25 protein-coding genes are annotated in these 25,630 nt (G+C 41.0%); 12 read left to right on the top strand and 13 right to left on the bottom strand.

Annotated features, from left to right (window positions below):
- Positions 1-10 precede the first annotated feature (10 nt).
- From atpB to GS399_RS00095, 7 genes are all read left to right on the top strand, one after another.
- Complete coding sequence (atpB, locus tag GS399_RS00125) at positions 11-1,123, top strand: F0F1 ATP synthase subunit A (RefSeq protein WP_160842478.1); 1,113 nt, start codon at positions 11-13, stop codon at positions 1,121-1,123.
- A gap of 41 nt (positions 1,124-1,164) precedes the next feature.
- On the top strand, positions 1,165-1,383 hold the full coding sequence (gene atpE / locus GS399_RS00120) for an ATP synthase F0 subunit C (protein WP_149075669.1): 219 nt from the start codon (positions 1,165-1,167) through the stop codon (positions 1,381-1,383).
- Positions 1,384-1,469: 86 nt separating this feature from the next.
- Positions 1,470-1,964: a F0F1 ATP synthase subunit B gene (locus GS399_RS00115; RefSeq protein ID WP_160842477.1), complete on the top strand. Its 495-nt coding sequence runs from the start codon at positions 1,470-1,472 to the stop codon at positions 1,962-1,964.
- 52 nt (positions 1,965-2,016) lie between these two features.
- Complete coding sequence (gene atpH, locus GS399_RS00110) at positions 2,017-2,568, top strand: ATP synthase F1 subunit delta (RefSeq protein ID WP_160842476.1); 552 nt, start codon at positions 2,017-2,019, stop codon at positions 2,566-2,568.
- Positions 2,569-2,616: 48 nt separating this feature from the next.
- Positions 2,617-4,191, top strand: a complete 1,575-nt coding sequence (gene atpA, locus GS399_RS00105; protein ID WP_160842475.1) for a F0F1 ATP synthase subunit alpha — start codon at positions 2,617-2,619, stop codon at positions 4,189-4,191.
- 88 nt (positions 4,192-4,279) lie between these two features.
- Positions 4,280-5,164 carry an ATP synthase F1 subunit gamma gene (gene atpG, locus GS399_RS00100; protein ID WP_160842474.1) on the top strand — a complete coding sequence of 295 codons (885 nt, stop codon included), beginning with the start codon at positions 4,280-4,282 and terminating at the stop codon, positions 5,162-5,164.
- Between the two features lie 71 nt (positions 5,165-5,235).
- Positions 5,236-6,090 (top strand): phosphodiester glycosidase family protein, encoded by an 855-nt coding sequence (locus GS399_RS00095; protein WP_160842473.1) that lies wholly within the window; start codon positions 5,236-5,238, stop codon positions 6,088-6,090.
- Between the two features lie 268 nt (positions 6,091-6,358).
- Here GS399_RS00095 and GS399_RS00090 read toward each other — a convergent pair whose 3' ends face one another.
- The 4 genes from GS399_RS00090 to folP all read right to left on the bottom strand — a co-directional run bounded on the left by GS399_RS00090 (position 6,359) and on the right by folP (position 11,063).
- Positions 6,359-8,296 (bottom strand): oleate hydratase, encoded by a 1,938-nt coding sequence (locus GS399_RS00090; protein ID WP_160842472.1) that lies wholly within the window; start codon positions 8,294-8,296, stop codon positions 6,359-6,361.
- 332 nt (positions 8,297-8,628) lie between these two features.
- Positions 8,629-9,333: an SIMPL domain-containing protein gene (locus GS399_RS00085; protein WP_160842471.1), complete on the bottom strand. Its 705-nt coding sequence runs from the start codon at positions 9,331-9,333 to the stop codon at positions 8,629-8,631.
- Positions 9,334-9,391: 58 nt separating this feature from the next.
- The gene (cdaA, locus tag GS399_RS00080) at positions 9,392-10,180 is read right to left on the bottom strand and encodes a diadenylate cyclase CdaA (protein ID WP_160842470.1); all 789 of its coding nucleotides are present in this window, start codon (positions 10,178-10,180) and stop codon (positions 9,392-9,394) included.
- A gap of 22 nt (positions 10,181-10,202) precedes the next feature.
- Entirely contained in the window at positions 10,203-11,063 is an 861-nt protein-coding gene (gene folP / locus GS399_RS00075; RefSeq protein WP_160842469.1) for a dihydropteroate synthase, read from the bottom strand.
- A 52-nt stretch (positions 11,064-11,115) separates the two neighbouring features.
- Here folP and GS399_RS00070 point away from each other — a divergent pair, with 52 nt between their 5' ends.
- The 4 genes from GS399_RS00070 to GS399_RS00055 are packed head-to-tail and all read left to right on the top strand — an operon-like array spanning position 11,116 to position 13,813.
- Positions 11,116-11,658 (top strand): DUF1599 domain-containing protein, encoded by a 543-nt coding sequence (locus GS399_RS00070; RefSeq protein WP_160842468.1) that lies wholly within the window; start codon positions 11,116-11,118, stop codon positions 11,656-11,658.
- Between the two features lies 1 nt (position 11,659).
- The gene (locus tag GS399_RS00065; RefSeq protein ID WP_160842467.1) at positions 11,660-12,814 is read left to right on the top strand and encodes a BT_3928 family protein; all 1,155 of its coding nucleotides are present in this window, start codon (positions 11,660-11,662) and stop codon (positions 12,812-12,814) included.
- A gap of 7 nt (positions 12,815-12,821) precedes the next feature.
- On the top strand, positions 12,822-13,283 hold the full coding sequence (locus tag GS399_RS00060; RefSeq protein ID WP_160842466.1) for a DinB family protein: 462 nt from the start codon (positions 12,822-12,824) through the stop codon (positions 13,281-13,283).
- Entirely contained in the window at positions 13,283-13,813 is a 531-nt protein-coding gene (locus tag GS399_RS00055) for a shikimate kinase (protein WP_160842465.1), read from the top strand. The genes GS399_RS00060 and GS399_RS00055 overlap by 1 nt, the downstream gene beginning before the upstream one ends.
- On the opposite strand, the gene GS399_RS00050 is transcribed toward GS399_RS00055, so the two are convergent.
- The 7 genes from GS399_RS00050 to kbl form a co-directional block, all read right to left on the bottom strand.
- Positions 13,805-14,314, bottom strand: coding sequence for a phosphoribosyltransferase family protein (locus tag GS399_RS00050; RefSeq protein WP_160842464.1), 510 nt, complete (start codon positions 14,312-14,314; stop codon positions 13,805-13,807). The two genes, GS399_RS00055 and GS399_RS00050, sit on opposite strands and share 9 nt — an antisense overlap.
- A gap of 53 nt (positions 14,315-14,367) precedes the next feature.
- Positions 14,368-14,763: a hypothetical protein gene (locus GS399_RS00045; RefSeq protein WP_160842463.1), complete on the bottom strand. Its 396-nt coding sequence runs from the start codon at positions 14,761-14,763 to the stop codon at positions 14,368-14,370.
- A 324-nt stretch (positions 14,764-15,087) separates the two neighbouring features.
- Positions 15,088-16,506 (bottom strand): 23S rRNA (uracil(1939)-C(5))-methyltransferase RlmD, encoded by a 1,419-nt coding sequence (gene rlmD / locus GS399_RS00040; protein WP_160842462.1) that lies wholly within the window; start codon positions 16,504-16,506, stop codon positions 15,088-15,090.
- A 269-nt stretch (positions 16,507-16,775) separates the two neighbouring features.
- Positions 16,776-17,357 (bottom strand): TetR/AcrR family transcriptional regulator, encoded by a 582-nt coding sequence (locus GS399_RS00035; protein ID WP_160842461.1) that lies wholly within the window; start codon positions 17,355-17,357, stop codon positions 16,776-16,778.
- A 3-nt stretch (positions 17,358-17,360) separates the two neighbouring features.
- Positions 17,361-17,771 carry a Rieske (2Fe-2S) protein gene (locus tag GS399_RS00030; protein ID WP_160842460.1) on the bottom strand — a complete coding sequence of 137 codons (411 nt, stop codon included), beginning with the start codon at positions 17,769-17,771 and terminating at the stop codon, positions 17,361-17,363.
- The gene (pheS, locus tag GS399_RS00025; RefSeq protein WP_160842459.1) at positions 17,772-18,806 is read right to left on the bottom strand and encodes a phenylalanine--tRNA ligase subunit alpha; all 1,035 of its coding nucleotides are present in this window, start codon (positions 18,804-18,806) and stop codon (positions 17,772-17,774) included. It abuts the gene before it with no gap.
- 87 nt (positions 18,807-18,893) lie between these two features.
- Positions 18,894-20,084 carry a glycine C-acetyltransferase gene (gene kbl, locus GS399_RS00020; protein WP_160842458.1) on the bottom strand — a complete coding sequence of 397 codons (1,191 nt, stop codon included), beginning with the start codon at positions 20,082-20,084 and terminating at the stop codon, positions 18,894-18,896.
- 123 nt (positions 20,085-20,207) lie between these two features.
- Between kbl and GS399_RS00015 the strand changes: the two genes are divergently transcribed.
- Positions 20,208-22,658 (top strand): DUF5686 family protein, encoded by a 2,451-nt coding sequence (locus GS399_RS00015; protein ID WP_160842457.1) that lies wholly within the window; start codon positions 20,208-20,210, stop codon positions 22,656-22,658.
- Between the two features lie 1,281 nt (positions 22,659-23,939).
- Here GS399_RS00015 and GS399_RS00010 read toward each other — a convergent pair.
- On the bottom strand, positions 23,940-24,476 hold the full coding sequence (locus GS399_RS00010) for a hypothetical protein (RefSeq protein ID WP_160842456.1): 537 nt from the start codon (positions 24,474-24,476) through the stop codon (positions 23,940-23,942).
- 216 nt (positions 24,477-24,692) lie between these two features.
- On the bottom strand, positions 24,693-25,630 hold a 938-nt coding region (locus GS399_RS00005; RefSeq protein ID WP_237487827.1), incomplete at its 5' end, for a DUF2711 family protein.

Genomic DNA, 25,630 nt, shown 5'->3' with positions numbered 1-25,630 from the left:
CACGCAATAAATGTATTTCAACTGCATTTTCAATTTCAAAAAAATCTCTCTAAGTGCTGTTTTCGCGCTTTTTTTCGCGTTTTTCACACTTCAAGCACAAGCTCAGGATAGCATTGATTCTGCAAGTTCAGTTGAGAAGATGGTTGTTAAGGAAGATCATCCTGAGCATCATGAAGAGAAGTTCGATCCTACGGTAACTATTCTGGAGCACATTAGCGACACGCACGACTGGCATTTGTGGGGACATACTTCGATTCATCTCCCTGTAATCCTTTATACACCTGCTGGCTTAGAGTTTTTTTCTTCAGGCAATTTTTTGAATGAACATCACGAAAGTGTTGATTATACCGGAAAGTACAACACCTACCGGAATGAAGAGGAGCATATTCGTGTAATAGGTGCAGATGGAAAAGTTGATGAGCAAGCCAGCGCGAAAGTGATTGACTTCTCAATTACAAAGAATGTCGCTGCCCTATTTATCGCAGTATTTATCATTCTTGTAATGTTTATTGGGGTGGCAAAAACCTATAAAAAACGTGTTGGTAAAGCGCCAAAAGGATTTCAATCGGTTGTTGAGCCGTTTATCGTGTTTGTTCGCGACGATATCGCCCGCCCGAATATTGGTTACAAGTATGAGCGATTCATGCCTTTATTGCTGACCATTTTCTTTTTCATCTGGATTAACAACTTGTTAGGATTGATCCCGATTTTCCCGGGAGGAGCTAATGTGACAGGAAATATTGCGGTAACGTTTGTTCTTTCGGCAATGGTGCTGATTGTAGTGAATGTAAAAGGTAACAAATACTACTGGAGTCACATCTTTAAACCGGATGTTCCTTTCTGGTTGCTGCCTATTATGTGGGTGGTTGAGATTATTGGTATTATATCAAAGCCGTTTGCGTTAATGATTCGTTTATTTGCGAATATCACCGCGGGACACATTATCGTGCTGAGTTTGATCTCGTTGATCTTTATATTCAAAACGTTGGCTATTGCGCCGGTTTCAATTGCATTTGTATTGTTTATGGATGTGCTTGAGCTGCTGGTAGCATTTTTACAGGCCTTTATATTTACCATGCTTACAGCGCTGTTCATAGGTTCGGCGGTTGAGGAGCATCATTAATTAATTAGAAACATCAGTTTAAATAAATAAATAAAACAATTATGGTAGGTTCAATTGCTGCAATAGGTGCAGGTTTAGCTGTAATCGGTGCTGGTATCGGTATCGGTCAGGTTGGTGGTAAAGCTATGGAAGGTATAGCTCGTCAGCCAGAAGCTGCTTCAAAAATTCAAACTGCTATGATCATCGCTGCAGCCCTTGTAGAAGGTGTTGCTTTGTTCGGTGTGGTAGTTGCGTTGTTAGGTAACAACGTAGGAGCATAAGGAATTGCTTAATTAAGCCGGAAGTATTTGCGGTTGGCAGCACTTCCGGTTTTACTAAACTGATTAAAAAGACAATTTAATAAGAGATGGAATTAGTAACCCCGAGTATCGGCTTAGTTTTTTGGACAGTTATTGCGTTTTTATTTCTACTGTTATTACTGAAGAAATTCGCATGGTCGCCAATATTGAATTTAATTCACGACCGTGAACGTTCAATTGAATCGGCTTTGACTGCCGCCGAAAATGCAAAGGATGAATTAAAACGTTTAACAAACGAAAATGAGCAGCTTTTAAAGGAAGCACGTGCAGAGCGTGACCTGATTTTAAAAGAAGCCCGCGAGCTGAAAGAGCAGATCGTTAACGATGCTAAGAAAACCGCACAGGTTGAAGGCGCTAAAATGATCGCGAAAGCAAAACAGGAAATCAACAGCCAGAAAGCGGCTGCATTAGATGAAGTGAAAAACCAGGTTTCACACTTGTCACTTGCTATTGCAGAGCGCGTTCTTCGCAAGGAATTCTCTGATAAAGCTAAACAGGAAGAATTGGTATCTGACCTGATCAAGGAAGTAAAATTAAATTAATTGGAAAGGATGATTTCAGAATCTGAAATCGTTTGCTAATCGGAGATAGAGAATGTCTGAATTACAAGTAGCATCAAGATACGCCAAATCACTTCTGGACCTGGCAAAGGAACAGAATGCAGTTGACGCGATCAAAACTGATATGGAAAGCTTCATCAAGGTTTGCAAAGCCAATCACGAGCTTGTTGCGGTTTTGAAGAATCCTGTTGTCCCTCATGCGAAGAAGATTGCCATCTTATCAGAGATATTTGGCAAAGAAGTACATCCCGTAGTTATCTCTTTTTTTAAAATCGTTACCAATAAAGGCCGCGGCGAAATTCTTTATGCAACAGCTAAAGAGTTCATTAATGAATTTAACCGCCAAAAAGGAATCGTAAAGGCACGGGTTGTTTCTGCTGAATCTTTGAGTGACGAAAACAAGAAGGAAATAATCGATGTCGTTAAACAAAACACTTCTGCAAACGAGGTGATTTTGGAGACAAAGATTGACCCGGATTTGATCGGGGGCTTTGTGTTAACAGTTGGTGATAAGCAATTTGACGCCAGTATATCAAACCAGCTGAATACGCTTAAAAAATCATTTGCGCAAAAAGTAGTTGCGTAACAACTAATCAGAATAACGGATAATAAATAAAAACTCTTAAATAAAATTATGGTAGAGGTAAGACCAGACGAAGTATCGGCAATACTCAGACAGCAACTGTCGGGTTTTCAATCAGCGGCCGAACTTGAAGAAGTTGGTACCGTGTTGCAAATCGGTGACGGTATTGCTCGTGTTTACGGCTTAACACAGGTTCAGTCAGGTGAGCTGGTTGAGTTTCAAAACGGCCTTCAGGGAATTGTATTGAATCTTGAGGAAGATAATGTGGGTGTTGTATTGTTGGGCCCTTTCGATGAGATTAAAGAAGGTGATACAGTAAAGCGTACCAAAAAAATCGGATCAATTAATGTTGGTGATGGATTGCTTGGCCGTGTAGTTAACACGCTTGGTCAGCCTATTGATGGCAAAGGCCCTGTTACTGGTCAAACGTATGAAATGCCATTAGAGCGTAAAGCTCCTGGCGTAATTTATCGTCAGCCGGTTACCGAGCCTTTACAAACAGGTATTAAAGCTATCGATGCGATGATTCCAATCGGCCGCGGACAACGCGAGCTTGTAATTGGCGATCGTCAAACTGGTAAAACTGCCGTTTGTATCGATACCATTATCAATCAAAAAGAATTTTACGATGCAGGCCAGCCTGTATTCTGTATATATGTTGCAATCGGACAGAAAAACTCTACTGTAGCAGGTATTGTTCGTACCCTTGAGGAGAACGGAGCGATGCCTTATACCGTGGTTGTAGCAGCTTCTGCTTCTGATCCTGCTCCGATGCAATTCTTCGCGCCTTTTGCAGGTGCTGCTATTGGAGAGTTCTTCCGTGACACCGGCCGTCCGGCATTAATCATTTATGATGATTTGTCTAAACAGGCTGTTGCTTACCGCGAAGTATCCTTATTGCTTCGTCGTCCACCGGGCCGTGAGGCTTATCCTGGAGATGTATTTTATCTTCACAGCCGTTTATTAGAGCGTGCTGCTAAGATCAATGCATCTGATGAAATCGCTAAGAACATGAACGATCTTCCTGAGTCAATCAGGGGAATCGTTAAAGGTGGTGGTTCATTAACTGCGCTTCCGATCATTGAAACACAAGCTGGCGACGTTTCTGCGTATATCCCGACAAACGTAATTTCGATTACGGATGGTCAGATCTTCCTTGAGTCTAACTTGTTCAACTCAGGTGTTCGTCCGGCGATCAACGTAGGTATTTCGGTATCACGTGTAGGTGGTAACGCTCAGATCAAATCGATGAAGAAAGTTGCAGGTACCTTGAAACTTGACCAGGCTCAGTACCGTGAATTGGAGGCTTTCTCTAAATTCGGATCTGACCTTGATGCTGCTACTAAAGCGGTTCTTGATAAAGGTGTCCGTAACGTGGAGATCCTGAAACAAGGACAGTTCTCACCGGTATCGGTTGAGAAACAAGTTGCCATCATCTACATCGGTACGAAAGGTTTGTTACGTAACGTTCCGGTAAATAAAGTGAAGGAATTTGAAACAGAATACACTCAACAGTTGGAACTGCGTCATCCGGAAGTTTTACAAGCTTTAAAAGCCGGTAAATTTGATGATCAGTTAACAGGTGTTCTGGAAACTGTAGCGAAAGAACTTTCAGGTAAGTATTAATTTAGATATGAGACAATAGATATGAGATATGAGATTGGGCACTATATAGTTCTCATGTCTCACATTTCACATCTCACATCCAATATAAATGGCTAATTTAAAAGAAGTAAGAAACCGTATCGCGTCAGTAAGTTCGACACAGCAGATCACTAAGGCCATGAAGATGGTTTCGGCTGCCAAGTTGAAGCGTGCTACTAATGCAATTGTTCAGTTAAGGCCTTATGCCAACAAACTGAAGGATATACTTTCAAATCTTTCAGCTTCGTTGGAAGCTTCGCACTCGCCATTTATCCAGGAACGCGAGCCTAAACGTGTCTTGATAGTTGCGGTTACTTCAAATCGTGGTTTGGCCGGAGCTTTTAACATGAACGTTATTAAGGCTACGAACCAGCTTATATCTGAAAAATACGCTGCACAATATCGCGAAGGAAATGTTTCGCTTGTCGCCATCGGTAAGAAGGCGCAGGATTTTTATGAGAAACGTAAATACCAGGTTATTGGTAACAACAACGAGCTTTACAGCGCTTTAACTTTTGAGAACGCGTCGGTTATTGCCGAATCGATTATGAAGGGATTTGTTGATGGTGATTATGACCGAGTTGAGGTTGTTTACAATCATTTCCGTAACGCGGCTATGCAATTTGTTTTCACAGAACAATTGCTGCCAGTGTCACGACCTGAGCCAACTGCAGAAGACAAAACCAGTAAAGTAGATTATATACTTGAGCCTTCACGTGAGGAGATAGTTGATCAATTAATTCCTAAGTCTATTAAAATTCAGCTTTACAAAGCGATTTTAGATTCACATGCATCAGAACACGGTGCGCGTATGACGGCTATGGATAAAGCGACAGACAACGCCGGGGAGCTATTAAAAGCCTTAAAGCTTTCATATAACCAGGCACGTCAGGCTGCTATTACAACCGAACTTTCGGAGATTGTTAGCGGTGCCGCAGCATTGACACAAGGTTAAACCAACCGTTAAAATATTGAAAAGTCTGGCTTTTGCCGGACTTTTTTGTTTTTTAGACAAATTTTTCTGAGATGAGATTTCAATTGGGCTTTATCACTTCACTTCTTCTTTTTAGTAAATCGCTTTTCGCACAGGCTGATTCGGTTCAAATTGTACAATCCGGCTGGAATAAAAGCAAACTTGCCGGTGGCGTTCATTTGTTCCAAAAAAATTTCAAAGGGAGCTTATTCAAATCAAATCAATATGTGAGCATAGTTGAAGTAAAAACGCGTAAACGAAATAAATTCAAACTGGCTTATGAAAGGCAATTATTACGGCACACCAGTGATTTTGGCGAGAGCAGTAAAGCTACAGCCGCCATTAACGGAAGTTTTTTTGATGTGAAGAATGGCGGTTCAGTCGATTACATTAAGGCAAATGATTCCATTATTTCCGGAAATCGTTTAGAGAAAGATTCAACTCGCGCAAGACATCAGAAAGCAGCGATTATAATTGATCATAACCGACTGGATATTGCGAAATGGGACGGGTCCGCAGAGTGGGAGCAGGGCCTGAAAGCAAGTAATATCCTGTTAAGCGGACCGTTGTTAATCTACCATGATAGCTTAACACTTGCAGACACTTCTGCTTTTGCAAGACTAAGACATCCGCGTACAGCGATTGCAAAAAAGGGCAACAAAACTTATCTCATCACAGTTGATGGCAGGAACGACAATGCGGCCGGCATGAGCTTATACGAGCTGGAGAAATTTCTAAAATGGTTTGGTGCGAATAACGCGATCAACCTTGATGGCGGCGGATCAACAACCTTGTGGGTGAATGCCAGAAAACAAAAGGGAATTGTCAACCATCCCAGCGACAATAAAAAATGGGATCACGAAGGGGAGAGAAAGGTTGCTAACGCGATTTTGCTGATAAGAAACTAATGGCTAAATGGGCCAAACTAAAATAAGGTAAAGTCACGGACACTTTAACTTAAAGTCAGAATGGTTTCTAATATTGGCGGACAACTTTGCCGCCAATACTGAAAACAATTATTCGCAAAAAGAAACGGCCGCTTACACCGTTGTTGGTGTCTCACCGACAATAATATTTCAATAGCTACATCTATCCCTGGAGGGTGGTAGGTGAGACGCCAAAAAGGGTTAGTGATATTCTGAAATTAAATTTAGCTTTTAATTGGTGTGTCCTTTATTAGTCCCGAATTCCTTTAATCCAATCCTGGAATTTACCAAACTGTTCTGCTAAAAAGGATTCGTGTGTTTTTTCTTCTTCTCCAGGCGGCAGAATATGTTCAAAGTAGGTCCCTTTTAATATGCGCCGCAATATCCCCTCGCCTAAAAATGAATTGTTATCATTTAACGATTTAGTTGCTTTGAGAAGATGCCGGATGTCATACTGTAATGGATTGATATCAGGAACTTGTTTGTTCAGATTCAGCAATTCGTAGACGGCTACTCTGGCGGTTCTTACAGAACTTTCCATAGTGAATACAACATCATTATTGGTTTCGACAAACTGGCCGATTAAGCCTAAGTTTTTACAGCCTTCCGGAACAACCCGAGGGCGGTCGCCTTTCGCCCTTGGCATAAACATCGATGTGATATACGGCATGAAAGCTGTTCTGATTATAGTATTTTTCAATACATCATCAACCTGATCGATAATTCCTAAATGATAACAAAGCTCAGATAAAATTTCGTCACCGGTACATTCAGGCATTGTTTTTTTTATGTAGTTGCCTGCCTTGTCCATGTATAAGGCATAAACCCATACCACCAGGATATTATCTGGCTGCGTTGGATAGTGCGGCTGTCTGTTGCAGGTGAAACTCATAAGCCACTCCGAATCAGTGATTGTTATAATACCGCCGGTTGCGATTTTTCCGGAGTAAGGGTCATTAACGGAATATCCGGTTAGCTTTTTCGTAAACGCAGAAGGGCGGCAAGTGAGCGTTGCAGATTCCCATGCCGATTTTTTTATATCGCTGCAAAATTTTTCCGGGTTGCCAAAAACTGCCGATTTTGCAGCAAGGTTTTTCCAAAGCTTCCATCCAGAGCTTTGCCCGCTATTACTGTTGTCTATTTTTATAAGCGGTGCGGTTTTGTTATTGCCATAAAAAGTATCTTCCGTCATGGAACCCGTGGTTACGATAACGAAATCGTCCTTGCCGACGGGAATTTCCACTTCTTTTCCATCTTGGTCCGCTATAATCCCTTCAACCACTTTCCCGTCGGTGTTGATATGGATGTTGAGGTCTTTCACAAGCGTATTCAAATGAATTTGCACACCTTTCGACTGGAGAAATTTCCTTAGCGGAGTAACAAACGTATCATACTGATTGTATTTAGGAAAAACCAGGCACGAGAAATCTTTCATTCCGTCAATGGCGTGCAGGAAACGGTGCATATAAAGTTTCAGTTCCAACAAACTGTGCCAGTTCTCAAATGCAAACATAGTTCGCCAGAAGAACCAGAAATTGCTATTTAAAAAGGATTCGCTGAAATAGTCTTCGATAGTCAGATCGTCCAGGTCTTCTTTTTTCTTTAGCAATAACTTTACCATGGCCAACTGGTCCTTTTTCTCCAGGCCGAATTTGCTAAAATCTTTAATTTCTCCCTGATTGTGAATTAATCTTGCTTTCGAATAATTCGGGTCGTTGTCATTAACTAAACGATATTCGTCTAATACACTGTAAGGTGCAGGCATTTCTAATGCGGGAATATCCTGGAACATATCCCACAAGTTTTCATAGGTCATGTCCATTTCACGTCCGCCGCGGATAATGTATCCGTCAGTTGCGTTTCCAGCTCCATCCAAAGAGCCGCCATCTATATGCAGCTGGTCCAGGAACACAATGTTTTTCCCGGGTACATGGCCATCGCGAATAAAGTAATAAGCAGTAGCCATTCCGCCGATTCCGCTTCCAACAATGTAAATTTTGCTGTTGTCGAATGATTTGGACGGAATACCTTTATTGCGCTGGTAGTTGCCGATCTGATCTGAAAAAGGCATCGTTTTTCCGGGAGTATTTCGCTGTACTTCTTTACTTGAGTCTGGCTCATGAATAACTTTTACCTTGTCGTTTGAACGCCCGGTTTCGTCATTAACATTAGATTTTATGCTGTTCATCTTCGTCTATTTTTAAATCACTGAGAGGTAATTTATGATTCTGAATGTGTTTCTAATCTGTTTTTTGTTGAGTTGCTTCGTGTTAGATAGTAAAGGAGAACTCAAACTGGTATGTGCCATTAAGAAAAATGGACAGTTACCATTTTATGGAAGTTGGGCGGACTTACCAGGATAAACATGGATTTTTAACAGGCAGACTGATTTCTTGTTTTAAATCGTAAAGTTCAATTTAATATATCGGCGGTTAAGGCTTGTGAAGTGTCAGTGAGCGTAGATATAAACGAAAAAAGCGGCCTCAAGTATCGGAGCCGCTTTTCATTATGTGTTCTATGTTACTTCAATTCAAACACCGTACGCATCTGGTAATTCAGCTTGATCTTTTTAAAATCAATATCCGGCATCGGCGCTGCTTCCGCAGACATTGCATCTGATTTCATCATTACATTCGCACGATAATAAGGTTGTGGATACGATTCATTATTTATCTCTTGAATCTCAAGCGCTTTGCCAACCTGGTCGCCTACGGCTGAAGCCAGGTAAGTCGCTTTATCCTTGGCGGCCTGCAATGCTTTAATCTTCAGGTCTTTTTTAAGGCTTTCAATTTTCGAGTAATCGTAGCTTTCGATATTTGTGTAAGCTATCCCTTTCGAATCTACCGAATTGATGATCTGGTTGTATTTCGTCAGATCAGTGATCTTTATACGATATTGTTTCGATGCCAGGTAATTTGGATCTTTCTTTTTGTTCCAGTAATCGGTGTACGATGAAACGTTGTTAATGGTAAAATTCTCTTTTGAAATCCCGGCGTTTAATACCGCTGTTTGCAGTTGCCTTTCCAGCTCATCAATGCTTACTTTCTTTTTATTTGCATTGTCTTTGAAATATTCTTTTAGCGAAACGGCCACGTAAATAATATCCGGCGTTACTTCTGTCTCGGCTGTGCCGGTTACTTCTATTTTACGACGTGTATCAACTGTTTGTGAAAAACCTGAAATGGTAAGTAAACTAAGTACTACTGCTGCAAAAATTCTCTTCATATTCATGTATTTAATTTCCTATAAGATGTGAAGGATATGTAAATTCCATAAACCCGGTTTATGCATCTTTGTTTAGCAGCTTCTCCAATTCATCTAAACCGACGTTCATCTTTACACGGCCCTGTTTGGCGTACGCTATTTCTCCGGTTTCTTCGGATACGATAACAGCGACCGCATCGCTCATTTCGGAAATGCCGATTCCGGCACGGTGCCTTAACCCAAACTGAGGCGGAAGGGTTTCATTGTCAGTTAACGGCAGGATACAACTCGCCACCTTAATTTTGCCATCGGCAACAATGACAGCGCCATCGTGAAGAGGGCTATATTTTTGGAAAATACTTTCCAGCAGTCGTTTAGAAATTAACGCCTCCATGGTTTCGCCGCTATTTTGATAATACTGTTCATCAAAATATTTAGCGAATATGATTAAGGCGCCGGTCTTCGATTTTTTCATGCTTTTGCAGGCATCAATAACCGGCTTGATAAAAGTAAGAGTTGTTTGAGAGCTGTCCTTTTTGCCGAATACATAATCCCACCAGGTAATATGACGCATCGATGCATTCTTTCCGATGAGTAACAAGAATCGCCTTATCTCCTGCTGAAAAACGATAATGACAGCTAAAAACCCAACGCTTACAAAACCTCCCAATATTTGGGATAGAAGGCTCATGTTTAATTGTTTAACGATTAGAAACAGCAGGTAAATAATTACCAGTCCGACGAGGATGTTCACTGCGATAGTTCCTCTTATGAGGCTGTATATATAGTAGAATATAACTGCTACAAGTACAATATCTATAATGTCTAAAAAGCGAATATTCAGAAAACTGAAATCGAAGTTATTCATGTAACATGGTTTTGACGACAAGTTAATAAGAAGGCAACATACTCACAATCTTAATTGCTTCTACAGCTTGCTTTACATCGTGTGCACGTAAAATAGATGAACCCTTTAAAAGGGCGATCGTGTGAAGCGCCGTAGTGCCATTCAGTGCCTCATCAGCGCTAATTTCAAGAGGTTTGTAGATCATCGATTTTCGTGAAACTGCCGTCAGTACGGGTAATTCCAATATTTTGAATTGATCAGATCGTGAGAGCAATTCGTAATTCTGTTCGGTGGTTTTGGCAAAGCCGTAACCGGGATCTATAATGATGTCTTTTACGCCCAGCGATCGTAAGTCGGAGATTCTGGAAATAAAATATTCAAGGATTTCCTGCACCATGTTGTTGTAGCTTGTAAGTTTTTGCATGGTTTTTGGAGTACCGCGCATATGCATGAGAATATAAGGAACCTTTAACTCAGCAATGGTTTCAAACATTCTCTCGTCGAGCGAGCCGCCTGAAATATCATTGATAATATGAGCGCCCTCGTTTACGGCGGCTGTTGCAACCTCCGATCTGAAAGTATCAATTGAAAGTATGGCCTCAGGAAAGCGTTTTGCGATCGCTTGGAGCACTGGCCGCAACCTGTCAATTTCATCTTTCACAGATATGTCGGCGGCGGATGGGCGCGATGAATAGGCTCCGATATCAATTATCGCCGCTCCCTCCGACAGGTGCTTTTCAGTATGACGCAAAGCCTGATCGATGTTGTTATGAACACCGCCGTCGTAAAACGAATCGGGCGTTATATTCAGAATGCCCATAACCTTCGGAACAGTAAGGTCAAGCAGTTTTCCGTTAATATTAAGGGTCGACTTTTGCTTAAAAAATGTATTTTTATCGCTCATAAAAACAACAAAATACCAACTATTTCATTGTTCAACCAAATAAAATCAAGGTTTGTCAGCAAAAACTTCATCAGAATACGAATCAGTAATTAAAGTGTGTCGTGAACTTTTTCTAAAGAAGACGCGGGATTATGGGACAGCGTGGCGCATACTTCGTTTAAGCTCAATCACCGATCAAATTTTTATTAAAGCGCAGCGCATACGTACACTCGAAGAAAAGAAAATTTCGAAGGTGGGGGAAGGCATTACTTCTGAATATATTGGAATAGTTAACTACTGCCTGATTGCCATGATGCAACTCGATCTGACCGACGATGACAGTAAGGAACTTTCTCCCGAGCGGGTCGAAGTTTTATTTGACCAAAAGGCAATGGAAACTAAAGAGTTAATGTTCGCTAAAAATCACGACTATGGTGAAGCATGGCGCGATATGCGCATTAGTTCGTTAACCGATCTGATATTGATGAAACTGCTGCGCGTTAAGCAAATCGAAGATAACGAGGGACAAACAGAAGCTTCTGAAGGCGTAAAAGCAAATTACCAGGATATGCTTAACTATTCAGTTTTTGCATTAATTAAACTTGGAGTTCAATAGAATGAAAAAGACTGTATTGACGATAAGCCGGTTGCTGGTTGGGTTCTTATTTATTTTTTCGGGATTAATTAAAGCGAACGATCCCCTGGGCTTTGGATATAAACTCCAGGAATACTTTGAAGTTTTTCATATAACCTTCCTTAATGATGCCGCAACAGGAATCGCTATTTTTCTATGCGCCCTCGAAATGATTTTGGGTGCCGCTTTGTTGCTTGGTATCAAACCTAAAAAGGTTGCATGGGGGCTTTTGTTGCTTATTGTTTTCTTTACGTTCCTTACTTTCTATTCTGCCGCCTTCGATGTTGTGCGTACCTGCGGCTGCTTTGGCGATGCAATTCCATTGACGCCCTGGCAATCGTTCAGTAAGGATTTGATCCTGCTGGTGCTTATTGTTATAATTTTCATCTACCGGGGTTTAATCAAGCCTTTGATTCATTCCAAAAAGGCAGAACAGCTGGCACTGCTGGTAATTGTTTTCGTTTCATTTGGTGTTGGAATTTATACATACAATTACCTGCCGGTTATGGATTTCCTGCCTTATAAGGTCAATGCGAATCTTTTAAAAGAAATGGAAATTCCAAAAGACGCAGCACCGGATGAATTCCAGACCACCTATACGCTGAAAAACAAGAAGACCAGTGAAACTAAAAAGATGACCGATAAGGAATATCTTAAAACAGAAATATGGAAGGATGACAACTGGGAGATCGTTGGGCAGCCCGAAACTGTGCTTCTGAAGAAAGGCTTTGAACCAAAGATCAGGGATTTGAAAATTACGGATTCCCAAGGGACAGATTATACGCATGAGCTGCTCGAAAACCCCTATTATAATTTAGTTATCGTAGCATACGACTTGAATCATACAGATGCGGAAGCTGTAAGAAAAATGAATGCCCTTGCAATTAACGCGGTGGATGGTTACAATATTCGCACAGTGCTGCTCACTTCAAATTCCGCACAAAGTGCGGACGCTTTCGCAAAAGAGAATAAGCTGGTTACCGAAATTTTCTACGCAGATGGCGTTCCGCTGAAGTCGATGGTACGTGCCAACCCCGGCCTGATGCTAATGAAAAACGGTGTTGTGATTAACAAATGGCACTATCATTCGTTACCATCTTATAACGATTTGGAATCAAAATATTTCCGGGAAAAGTAAAAGAGCCATGGACATATCAAAGTCAATGCTTGCCAATTTGCTGCAATACACATCAGTTGCAGACCAGTTATTTATTGACACATTCAGCACTGCAAATGTCCAATTGGAAAAAGCGCAGTATCTTTTCAGCCATATACTCAACGCCCAGCATATTTGGAGCAGCCGTATTTTTAACCAGTTGCCTTTGTACGACCGATTTTACGTTCACCCGGTTGAGTTTTTTCAAAATTATCATAACGAAAATACAAACCGGCTTAAGCAGATCCTCGAAGATTTCGGCTTGTCGGCCAATATCTTTTATGCCACTTCCATAGGCGAAAAATTTACGAATAGGGTCGGCGATATTTTATTGCACGTAGTGAATCATTCTACTTATCACAGAGGGCAGGTTGCCATGGAGTTAAAGCTGGCAGGTTTGCAGCCGCCTGCTACCGATTTCGTGTTAATGAAACGGGAGGGAACAATTTAATGGACTCTTTCGGTAAATTATTCCTGATTGGCTTTATGGGTTGTGGCAAAACGACGCTTGGCAAAAAGCTGGCGTCGAGGCTGGGTTGTGATTTTTTTGATTTAGATCATATCCTCGAAAAGAAAGTGGGGATGACTATTCCGCAGTTTTTTTTAGCGAATGGGGAAGATGCTTTTCGACAACTCGAGCGTGAGGTTTTAACTACAACAGAGTTGCCTGATAACGCAGTTATTTCGACGGGCGGAGGCTTGCCCTGCTACTTCGATAATATGAACTGGATGAATTCTAACGGCACTACGATCTATATTTTTATGCCGCCCGCGGCCTTAGCCGTACGTTTAGACAATGACCAGATTCACGGCCGCCCGGCTTTGCAGGGAAAAAGAGGAACGGATCTCATCGCTTTTATTGCCGACAAATTAAAAGAGCGGGAATCTTTTTATAACAAGGCTAACCTGATTATTCGCGGAATAGATATTACAGCAGAAAAGCTGGTCGGAATACTGCAGGCGAACAAAAAATCATCGTAGATATACCGAGTCGGAACCGCTCTCTTCGCCCAGGGAAACGTCTACATGTTCTTTTAACACAGTTGCAAGTTCAATGCCTGTAAAATCTGTGGTAACCGGGAAAATGCGGTGACTGCGATCTACTAAAACAAGTGTACGAAGCTTTTTAAGAGGAACATTCAGGAAAACGCCAAGGCCATAAGCTAGTGTACGCCCGCTGTTCAGCACATCATCTACTAAAATTACCACCTTGTTACTGCAATCAGGCACTGGAAAGTCTGTATCTGCTTTTAGATGTGTGCTGCTTTTATCGAGGGTGATTTTCATCAAATCCACCTTTATGCCCGATATGTTGGCGAGTACCTGTTTAACCCGCTTGGCCAGTACATAACCACATTCGGCAATACCGGCAATCACAATTTCTTTTTCACCCAGATTGTCTTCCCAGATCTGATACGCCATCCGGTCGATTTTTTGCTGAATCTGCTTGTTATTAAGAATAGGAACCTGTGTATCCGACATGATGAAAAACGTTTAATACAAATCTATAAGCTAAATGTGAAACAGCAAATCTTTTAGCTTTTGTAGGGAAAGAAAACAAAGTTTGCCCCCTCAGGCACGATTACAAACAAGCACATGAAATAATGAGCATTCTTAAACTGCTTGATAAACTTTTCTTTCCTGCTTTCCTGGATAATACCTTTTTCAACAAACTCTTCGAGAGTGGATGCATGGATTGACCAGTTGGTGTTAAGTTCATCTTTATCTAGAATTGGTTCCCCGAGTTTAACCTCGTGTTGGTGTGCGACAAATATTGGATAGGCCGAAATACCTTCAACCATAATTTCAACTGCAACCTCTTTAATCGAGTCGTTATAAAATTTCAAATCAGCTTCCAGGCTTTTTAATGGAGTCTCTTTTTTCGGCTGATTCTCTTCGCTTTGTTCGTTTAATAAATCCTGTAAATCCATAAATAAAGCAATAATTCAAACATACACTAGTTCTTTAATTGATATTGAAGCAGGAACAATAGTTGTAAAAAACGCTTCCGTATTCGACTGTGTTTTATATACGTTTTTGAAATGAAAGCAACTTCTACTATCAGCTTTAGTCCGGCTTTTCATTCATACGCCTTCGGGCTTTAAACACTGGCCGGTATCCATTTCAATCCGGTTTAGACCGAACAGACAATGCACTAATTACTTACCGCAATGTCACTGCAGACATAAAAGTAAAAGACCATCTTTTCAGTTGCGATGGAAATGTCTCCGATATAAACTGATATCTTTCAGCGATTATTTTAAAACCAGCAATGCCACATTTTCCACGTGCTGTGTATGCGGAAACATGTCAACCGGCCGTATCCTTGCCACATCATATTTTTCCTTTAACAGAGCGATATCACGAGCTTGCGTGGCAGCGTTGCAGCTTACATAAACAATCTTCGGCGATTCCATTTCAAGCAAGCGGCTGACAACATCCGCGTGCATGCCGGCGCGCGGAGGATCGGTAATTACTACGTCCGGTTTGCCATGGCTTTGAATAAACTCCGGTGTCAGCACATCTTTCATGTCGCCTGCATAAAAGGTGGTGTTTTTTATATCGTTGATTTGTGAATTAATCCACGCATCTTCAATCGCCGAGGGCACGTATTCCACGCCAATTACCTGTTTTACATCGCGGGCTACAAAATTGGCGATGGTTCCAGCGCCGGTATATAAATCGTAAACTAACTCATCGCCTTTCAAACCGGCAAATTCTTTTGTTATCCTGTAAAGCTCGTAAGCCTGGTCTGAATTTGTCTGATAAAAGGATTTAGCCCCTATTTTAAATTTCAGATTGCCGCCTGATGCCGGCATTTCTTCAAAAATGTGGTCGCGGCCAGAGTATGTAATAATCTCCTGGTCAAAAATTGTATCGTTTTTCTTTTGATTGACAATGTATAGCAACGAAGTGATTGCCGGAAAGTTTAGCTTAAGGAACTCCATCATTCGGTCTATTTGTTCCTGTTCCGTATAGGCAAAAACAACGATTACCATCAGCTCGCCGATTGATGTAGTACGGATGATCAGGTTACGCAAGGCGCCACTATGTTCGCGTAAATCGTAAAAGCTCAGATTGTTTTGTAATGCATATTCTCTAACAGAATTGCGTATAGTATTTGACGGATCTGCCTGCAAATAGCAGGTTTCGATATCAAGTATTTTATCAAATCGTAACGGCACATGGAAACCCAAGGCGTCCATCGAAAGATTTTCTGAATTATCAGCTTCGCCGGTTACCAGCCATCGTTTATTGGAAAAGGTAAATTCCAGTTTGTTCCGGTAAAAACGGGTTTTATCGGATGGGAGAATTGGTTCAGCGTTGCTCGTGTCAATTTTCGCCAGGCGCTGCAAAGCATCTGTTACGGCCTTCTGCTTGTATTGTAGCTGGGCCTCATAAGTCATGTGCTGCCATTTACAGCCGCCACACACGCCAAAGTGCTGACAAAACGGTTCGGTACGAAGTTCCGAATATTTTAGAACCTGCTGAATTTTGGCTTCGGCGAAGTTTTTTTTCTTGCGGTAAATTTCAGCATTAACAATATCGCCCGGAACGCCTTTCTCGATAAAAACAACCAGCTCGTCTGTTTTTCCGACACCTTTTCCTTCTTCAGCAATATCTATTATTTCAATGTTTTCGATCAGTCGTTTCTCTGCCGGAATCTTTTTCATTAGCGGCAAAATTAACGTTATTTTTTGATTCAGGCCGGGCAAAGCCAACAGGATTCAGCCGTGCTGATCTCAGGAAAACCGAAAGGAGTATAAATCAGTGGAAAAAATTCGATACAAAACCAAACCAACCGAGCTGCCGCTTTTTTACACGATCAAACCTTTCGTCAATCAAAACCGAAAATTCGAATATTTCACGACTCATGGGTAAATACGTTTAAGGCTTAAAATTAACTTATTTAAACCGAAAACCAAAACGGTTCAATGTTAAATTACCGTAAAGCCGCTTTTACAAGGTAAGGGAGGATTTCTTTTTGAAAGGATACAAAGTTTTTGCGAACGTCCGAGTCGCTGACAGCGGTGAACGCAAACGAAAACACAATACTTTTGCTGGATTTAATGAGAAATTTCAGGCCGTCTTCAGAAATTGCTTCATCATTTTTAAACTCGTCTATATCGTTAAACGATTCGATCAGAAGCTTTTCCAGGTCATCAGATAATATTTTCAGAAACTCCTGCGCATTAGTTGATTCACGGATAAAATCCCAGCCGATAAACTCATTGCAGATGGTATAAGAAATCCGGCTGGTCTTTAAAATCAGGTTGCTTAGGTAAATATCTCTGCTTTGTTCTTCGTGGTCGGAATGTAACAGATCATGCACGCTTGAACGTATATAGTCCATTAAAATCGAATGAAGCAAAAGCTCCTTGCTATCGAAGTACTTGTAAATTGTCGCTTTGGCAAGTTTGGCTTTTTTTGCTATCTCGTTAACACTGGTTTTGTGGTACCCGTATTTTCTGAATAAGTCCTGCGATGCCCGTTTAATACTTTCTCTGATTTTCTCGGCTTCCATAAATTAGTTGACCACATTAAGCGTGTAACCGCTAATATAAACATCGTATTGTCTCAGAGAGACTTTTGCAGGCGCTTTTACCGGAGAACCGTCATAAAGAGAAAATTTAGCTCCGCTGCAGGGGTCTGTTGCCGTTAAATTCGGATCATCAATTGTTACCGTGCATCTTTTCTCAGGATTAACGGTGCTGCAGGCGTCATAAGCAGCGTAAGAATTATCGGGTTTATGATAGATGATCAATCCCGCCACACCATAACCAGTAATTTGCACCGCACCGCCAATAGCGCCAAGCTGTAACAACCGCGGATCATTTATCGGGGCGTGAAAATTCACAACAACAGTCGGAATGTTATCCTGCTGTTTTCCGCAGCCCGTCAGCATGAAAAAAATCGCTAGTATGGCAATGAATCTCATTTAGACTATTTCCGTTTTAAACTGTTTTAAAAAGCGTATATCATTTTCTGAGAACAAGCGAAGGTCACGTATTTCATACTTCAGATTGGTAATCCGTTCAATTCCCATTCCGAACGCGTAGCCGGTATATTTAGAACTGTCTATGCCGCAATTCTCCAAAACATTCGGATCGACCATCCCGCATCCTAAAATCTCAACCCATCCGGAATACTTGCACATCTGGCAGCCGGCGCCTTTACAAATAGTACATGAGATATCCATTTCTGCAGACGGTTCAGTGAACGGAAAATATGAAGGACGGAACCGAACCTTTGTTCCCTCTCCATATAATTCCTGAACAAACGTGAACAGCGTTTGCTTAAGGTCGGCAAACGAAACGTTTTCATCTACATACAGTCCTTCAACCTGGTGGAAGAAACAATGCGCTCGCGCTGAAATCGCCTCATTGCGGTAAACTCGGCCGGGCATAATGGCACGAAACGGGGGTTGCCCCTGTTCCATCATACGCACCTGTACCGACGAAGTATGTGTGCGAAGTGCGATATCACCTTTTTCACCGCCTTTTTTTATGAAGAAGGTGTCTTGCATGTCCCGCGCCGGGTGTTCTTCCGGGAAATTCAGGGCAGAGAAGTTGTGCCAGTCGTCTTCAATTTCCGGGCCTTCGGCAACATTGAAGCCAAGTTTTTTGAAAATCTCGATAATCTCTTTGCGGACAAGCATCAGCGGGTGCCGCGATCCTAACGCAAAACCTTCGCCCGGTAAAGTAAGGTCTTGTTTGTCCGACTGTGTATCGGTTGACGTTTCAGACTGTTCCTTTAGCAACTGGTATTTTTCCTCGGCGAATTTTTTAAATTCGTTAAGCGTTTTGCCAAGCGTACGCTTTTCTTCCGGACTAACTGTTTTGAATTCGTCGAATAAGTCTTTCAGTAAGCCTTTGGTTCCTAAATATTTTATACGGAAAGTCTCCAGTTCATCGGCATTAGCTGGACTGAAAGCGCTGATTTCGGCAGTATATTGATCTATCTTGCTTTGCATTTTATCGCAATGAATGTTGAAATGAGCCTTTGGCCTGCGTTATCGGCCAAAGGCATTATCTTGCAAAATTAACTAAATCAGCCGGATTTATTTAATTACACCAAGCTCTTTACCCACTTTTGTAAAAGCGGCAATCGCTTTATCCAGATGCTCCCTTGTATGAGCCGCCGAAAGCTGCACCCGTATCCGGGCTTTGTTTTGCGGAACGACCGGGTAATAGAATCCAATTACATAAATTCCTTCATCGAGCATCCGGGCAGCAAATTCCTGCGAAAGTTTGGCGTCATATAACATAACAGGAACGATTGGATGCACTCCTGGCTTAATATCAAAGCCTGCTTCGGTCATTTTATCGCGGAAATATTTAGTGTTAGATTCCAGGGTATCCCGCAGTTCGGTAGTTTCCGACAGCATATCTAATACAGCTATAGAAGCGCCGGTAATTGAAGGCGCCAACGTATTCGAAAACAGGTAAGGCCGCGAGCGCTGGCGAAGGAGATCAATAATTTCTTTTTTGCCCGATGTAAATCCGCCGGATGCGCCACCCAGGGCCTTTCCTAAAGTTCCTGTTATAATGTCGATCTTATCAATTACATTAAAATGCTCATGCGTTCCACGACCGGTTTTTCCCATAAAGCCCGAGCAATGCGACTCATCGATCATCACCAACGCGCGGTATTTTTCCGCCAAAGCGCAAATTTTATCCAGCTGGGCAATCGTACCGTCCATTGAGAAAGCGCCGTCGGTTACGACAATGCGGTGCCTTAGATTTTGCGTTTCCTGGAGTTTTGCTTCCAGGTCAGCCATGTCATCATGTTTGTAACGGTAGCGCTGCGCTTTACACAACCTCACTCCGTCAATAATGGAGGCATGATTCAATTCGTCGGATATGATTGCATCCTGCTCGTTAAACAAGGGTTCGAAAACTCCTCCATTTGCATCGAATGCCGCAGCATATAAAATGGTATCTTCAGTGCCCAAGAATTCCGAAATCTTTTTTTCAAGTTCCTTATGCTGATCCTGCGTTCCACATATAAAACGAACAGACGACATGCCATAGCCATGGCTGTCAACCGCTTTTTTTGCGGCTTCAATTACTCTCGGATGCGATGAAAGTCCCAGGTAATTGTTAGCGCAAAAATTTATTACCTGTTTTCCGCCTTCAATGGTGATGTCAGCGCCTTGCGGAGACGTTATTATCCGCTCCGTTTTGTATAAGCCGGCTTCTTTAATTTTACTTAATTCTTCCTCGAGAACTGGCTTCAGTGTATCGTACATAACATTGATTTTATGATAATCTGTAAAAATATGAATAAGGTTCTTAAATTCAGGATTTCTGAACTGGTCACACTTAAACAATAAAACATTTTAATAGCGGTATTTATTATTGCTATCACATTGATGAAGAATTTTACGCTGCTTATTTTGTTTTTTCTGGTTTTTCGTGCGAATGCGCAGCAATTTACAGTATCAGGAAAGATAACCGATACACACGGCAACGTTGTGCCATTTGCTGCCATTTCCGACGAGAGATCAGGTTTGCGTATTGCCACAAACGCGTTCGGTTTATATAGCATGCGCTTAAATGCCGGTGTAAGCAGACTCGACGTAGGATATATTGGTTACGAAACGGTTACCCGCGATTTTGAACTTCGGGCAGATACTGTGATTGATGTCGTTTTAAGTCAGACTGCATATAAAATGTCCGATTCTGCATCCAATGTTGCTTATCAGAAAAAGCATGCGAAACAAATTATGGACAATGTTATCGCCGGTAGAAAAAAACATCTCGAACAGATCAGCGACTATTCGATGGATGTTTATACCAAAGGCGAACAATGGCTGTTAAAGGCTCCAAAAAAATTCCTGGGACAGGATGTGTCAAAAATCCTGCAGCTCGGATCAGCCGGAAAGGGGATCATCTACCTGTCGGAAGCACATTCGAAAGTATATTATAAAGCTCCCGATCATTTTCATATAGAAATGGAGGCCAGCAGGGCGGCCGGGCGAAACGGGTCTTTCAGTATTAACAAAACGGCCGACCTGGTCATAAATTTTTATAATAATATCATCCAGTTCGATAGCCTTGCCGTCCGTGGATTTGTGTCTCCGCTAGCCGATTTCGCCGACATGTATTACCGGTATCGCTATCTGGGGTCGGCGCAGGAAAATGGCAAAACCATCGATAAGATCCAGGTAATCCCCCGCCGGAAATACGATCCCGTTTTCCGCGGCGTATTATACATTGTTGAAGATTCCTGGCAGCTGCACAGCCTGGATCTGTATCTCACAAAAGCTTCACGCATTAATTTTATTGATACGCTCAAAATCAAGCAGCAGTTGAAGCCGGTGAAAGACGATATCTGGATGCAGTCGTTTGTTGAAATGGATTTTGCGAGCAAGCTTTTGGGTTTTCAATTCTCCGGGAGCTTCCTGGGCGTTTGCCAGAACCAGCAGGTTAATATACCGTTGCCTGCTGATTTGTTTAATGGGGAAACATTAAAGGTCCCTGTTAATAATCTAACGAAAAGTCGCGAATACCTGAATGCTAAACGCCCTGTTATGCTTACACCGGAGGAGATAAGCAATTTCAGTGTTCAGGACAGTATGCAGCAACTTCTTGCAATTAAAGCCAAAAAGGATTCGCTAATTAAGCAGACAAACAAAATTACGTTTATGAAAGTGGCCGCAGGTGGTTACGTATGGCGCGATAATACCACAAAACGGCTGATAAAATTCGATGCGATCTTGCCTGATATATTTTATAATACGGTTGAAGGTTTTGGATTTCAGTATAACGCAACTTTTCGTAAAGAATACAATCTAAAGAACTGGATAGAGATTACACCTCAGATACGTTACGGCTTTTCAAACGGACATTTCAACCCACGTATTGAAGGGCGGTATTATTACGATCCGATCAACAAAGGATACCTGCGCCTGGTTGCAGGCAAAGAAGTGTTAGACCTTACAGGGCTGCAGTCGTCAAAAAGTATAACCAACTCGATTAATACCTTGATTTATGAAACAAACTGGCGTAAGTTTTATGAGCGTTCAGTTTTAGGGTTCAGCGGCAGCTACGAGGCTTTTGCAGGGTTTTTCTTTAAAGGTGATATGGAATATAGCCGGCGGTTTACCCTTAAAAACACCTCCGATTTTGTATTGATCGATCGTCCTGGCAAAGAGTTTACATCCAATAACCCGTTTACTCCTGCGTATGAAATTGCACTTTTCCCTGAGCACACGGCCTTTATATTAAAGGGTGAGATCGACTACGGGCCGGCTGCCCGTTATGTAACCCGGCCCGAAGGTCGCTTTTATGAAAATTTCAAATACCCGCGACTGTCTGTTACCTACCGTAAAGCTTTAAACGTTTTCAATGCGAACTCGAAATTCGATTTCGGCTCATTTGAAGTTTACCAGAACAGCCTCAAAATGGGTTTGTGGGGCAAAGTGTCGTACACTTTTAAGTTAGGTAAGTTCTTTAACAGGGATGTGCTCTATTATCCTGATTACTATCACTTCCGGGGTAACAACTCCCTTTTGTTCGAGCAAAGCCTTCGTAATTTCCATTACCTGGATATTTACCGATTCAGTGCAGATAAACAATTTTTTGAAGCTCACTTAGAGCAAAACTTCGGTGGATTTATTACCAATAAAATACCATTGCTGCGGCTGTTAAAACTTGATGAAATCGTGGGTGGGGCATATCTTGATCAGCCGTCGACGAAAAACTATTATGAGATATTCTTCGGTTTACAGCGTCTTATTTTCCGCGTCGACTATGCAATGGCATACAGCATGAATCAGCGGGTTTACTCAGGCTTTAAGTTTACTTATAATATTCATTGACGGTTTGTTAATGAACGAGGTGGAATAATGGAACAATGTTCATTTGGAGAACTGAACTTCCCCTAACCACAAAACTGTCCACGAAGGACGAAACCCTGACTATTGCAAAAGTGCTTTTATGTGCCGGCATTCTCGAGCCCTTTATAGCCGCGACTCCAATTTAGATTCCTGTCCAAAATAATTAACATAATACCGGTCGAAATTGAAGATATCGTGAATGATATAATGTCTTTCTGAACAAAGCCAAAGTAGACAAGAGACGCCAAAACAAATATGTTTATGATAAAGGAAATAATAGATGGACTAAGTTTGGATGAAAAAATATAAAACCCTACAATATAAGGAACTATAGTCAACAACATTCGAATAAAAAAATAGAATAATATTCCTTCATAATTTAAGAGAGACGAATGCCGTATCCAAATTATAATATAGGCTAAGTTTGCTTCAATCAATGCCTGTCCTGTGCAAAACAAAAGTGCGAATACAAATGATTTAAATGTGATGGCTTTCATGTCTGATAAGCTTGCACATAACGGTTGCAAGTTTAAGTTAATGTAGAAAATTTCGAGAATCACGTCACCAGCATTTTTGCAAAACCTATGTTATATGCTGGCATGTTTCTTTTTTCGCGTCCGTCAATGGAGTATTAAATAACTTTTTCAGGTCCTTTTTTAAATTTAGATGTGAAGTCAACGTTGGTAAGTTCAACTTAAACCTGTCTTGGACAATTGAATACATCACTAAATTGTCCTCAACTAAAAATATTCTGGATTTTTTGTATTCTGGATTCAAGGCACTTGTAGATTCATTAAAGATTAAGCATCTGTTTGACTTTCGGTAAACTTCGTAGGACTTAGTGATCGCATATTCAAGCAAAATCTCATGATTTTTTTTCCTGTTATATGCAGTAATGATTTTAAATAAACGTTTTTCAGTTGCTTTTCTATAAATCACGTAAATACCGAATAGAAATGGGATTGTGAAAACTATCACATAGAAAAAGTCGTAATCAGTATCTAGTCTATACGGGTCAAAAAGAATTAAGAAAGGAAGCACTACTACCCAGCTGAAGAAGAAATAAATTACAAGCCGGTCAAATACGTCATACCAATTCTCTTCAAACACAAGATATCCTTTGGTTTCACTTTCATTTATATTTAATTTGGTAAGACGTCGCATTTATGTTTGAATATAACGTTTCCGGGCTTTGCGTTCGGGCGGGTTTCGGAGCACAAAGCCCCGGGTTTGCACGTCAGCCTGCCTGATGCAAAACTCGTGTTATGTATAGCTTTTCTTTCGTCTCTCTTTTGTTATTAGAATCAATGCTCCATAATTCAGTGTCAAAACTAAAAGTCCAACAAATATTGTCGTAAGTGAATTGTCAAAGGACAACATAAGTCCAAGCCCAATTGAAGTCAGTAGTAAACAAGCGGTAAAATGTGCCGGGAAGTGCCATTCCTTGTAAACTAAGTCACGTCTGAATTTTAAAATGCCTAAGCTAATAAATGTTAATGTCAGTTGAATAAGGATGAAAGGTAAATACCAAAGTTTTGCGTTACTGCTGCTCTGAACTTGCTGTTTAATCAAAAATTCTTGAAAGGCTATTTCTTCTGCCTTTCTGTTTTCGGATAAGTCGTCTAATTTTAAGTCTTGCATACCTATTGCAGAATGAAAGTTCACTTTGAATGTTGGTCGGTATTTAGTGAACAAATTCTGTTCGTAAAATTCATCGTCTCGATAAATCCCAACAAACAGCCAAGTCAGTAAAATAAATACTGTCCCAAGTAGAATGTATACGTTCGGTCTTGCTGTCATTTAAAGTTACACATAACGGTTTGGGGCTTTACGAAGAAGCGGTATTACATGTTCTATCGCTTCCCTTAGCAAACATCAATTTTATCGTCTATTGATAGTTATGTCTTAGGCATAAATTTAAATTGCACGATCGTTGTTCAGGTTGCCTATAACGGTTTGCAGCTTGCCGAAGGCGGGGATTTTGGAACATCAGCCTCAAGCGGTAGTTAATGTTTATTAATAGCCAAAAAATTTCCGCCACCACGATCGCTCCGCTTTTGGCAAGGTGCTGTTAGCACCAGTTTTTCTCACTGATTTCGGCTCAGTTGTCAATAGTTTTTGTTGTTCCTCTATGTCCAAATATTTTTGAATTTCCTCTTCTTCATAGTCCCATTCATGTTCCGTTTGTTTGTTACAAAGAAATCCTTCAAATAATTTTGACGAAATAATTTTATTCATTTTCTCCTGTCCTATGGCAATTAGAAAAAAGAAGCTGTCCCATTCAATTGTGAACAGGAGTTCCTTGTCCGAGGAATAGATGAAATAGTCTTTAAAACCTACTTTTTCTGCAAAGTCAAAAGCTGTTAGTTTGTTAAGTTCTAAAATTGAAGTGGTTTCATAAAATTCATCTGTTACTAGAATTTCATTCTTATCAAGAAGCTTGAATGTTCTATAAATTGCAATTTTTGAAAGTATATCAAAACCCCCTTCTGTCGGATGCCAAATACTTTGATCACTTGTGTAGCTATTCAACTTCTCGGTCAACTCTGGCCTTCGGAAAACCTGTCTTAATGCACCGATTGAAGTCCGTAATGCTTTGTTTAGTTCCGAAACGTCTTTAATGCCTGAACCTTTAACTATTTCGTTCCAAGATATAGCTTGTCCGCATTCGAAAATTTCTTTGTCTGTTGGATAGTCTTTGTTTGAATAGCTAAAAATGTCAGCATTAAATGGCGGAATGTCTTTGAGAGTATCAATTTCTTGCTTTGCTTCTTCGTAAGATATTTGTTTTGATTTCTTAAAATTTACATTGTCTGTGGTTTGTCTGTCAACTTTAAAGAAGGGCAAGAAAGCAATAAACACAGTTTCATAAAAGTCCTTGAAGTGGTCTTTTATTTTTCCTTCATGGGGATAGATTTTATAGTCTGTGAATATGTCTGCCATAAAATTGGTGC

Source organism: Hufsiella arboris (genome assembly GCF_009834875.1).
GTDB classification, from domain to species: Bacteria; Bacteroidota; Bacteroidia; order Sphingobacteriales; family Sphingobacteriaceae; genus Hufsiella_A; species Hufsiella_A arboris.
This window is presented reverse-complemented; position numbering and strand designations above follow the sequence as displayed.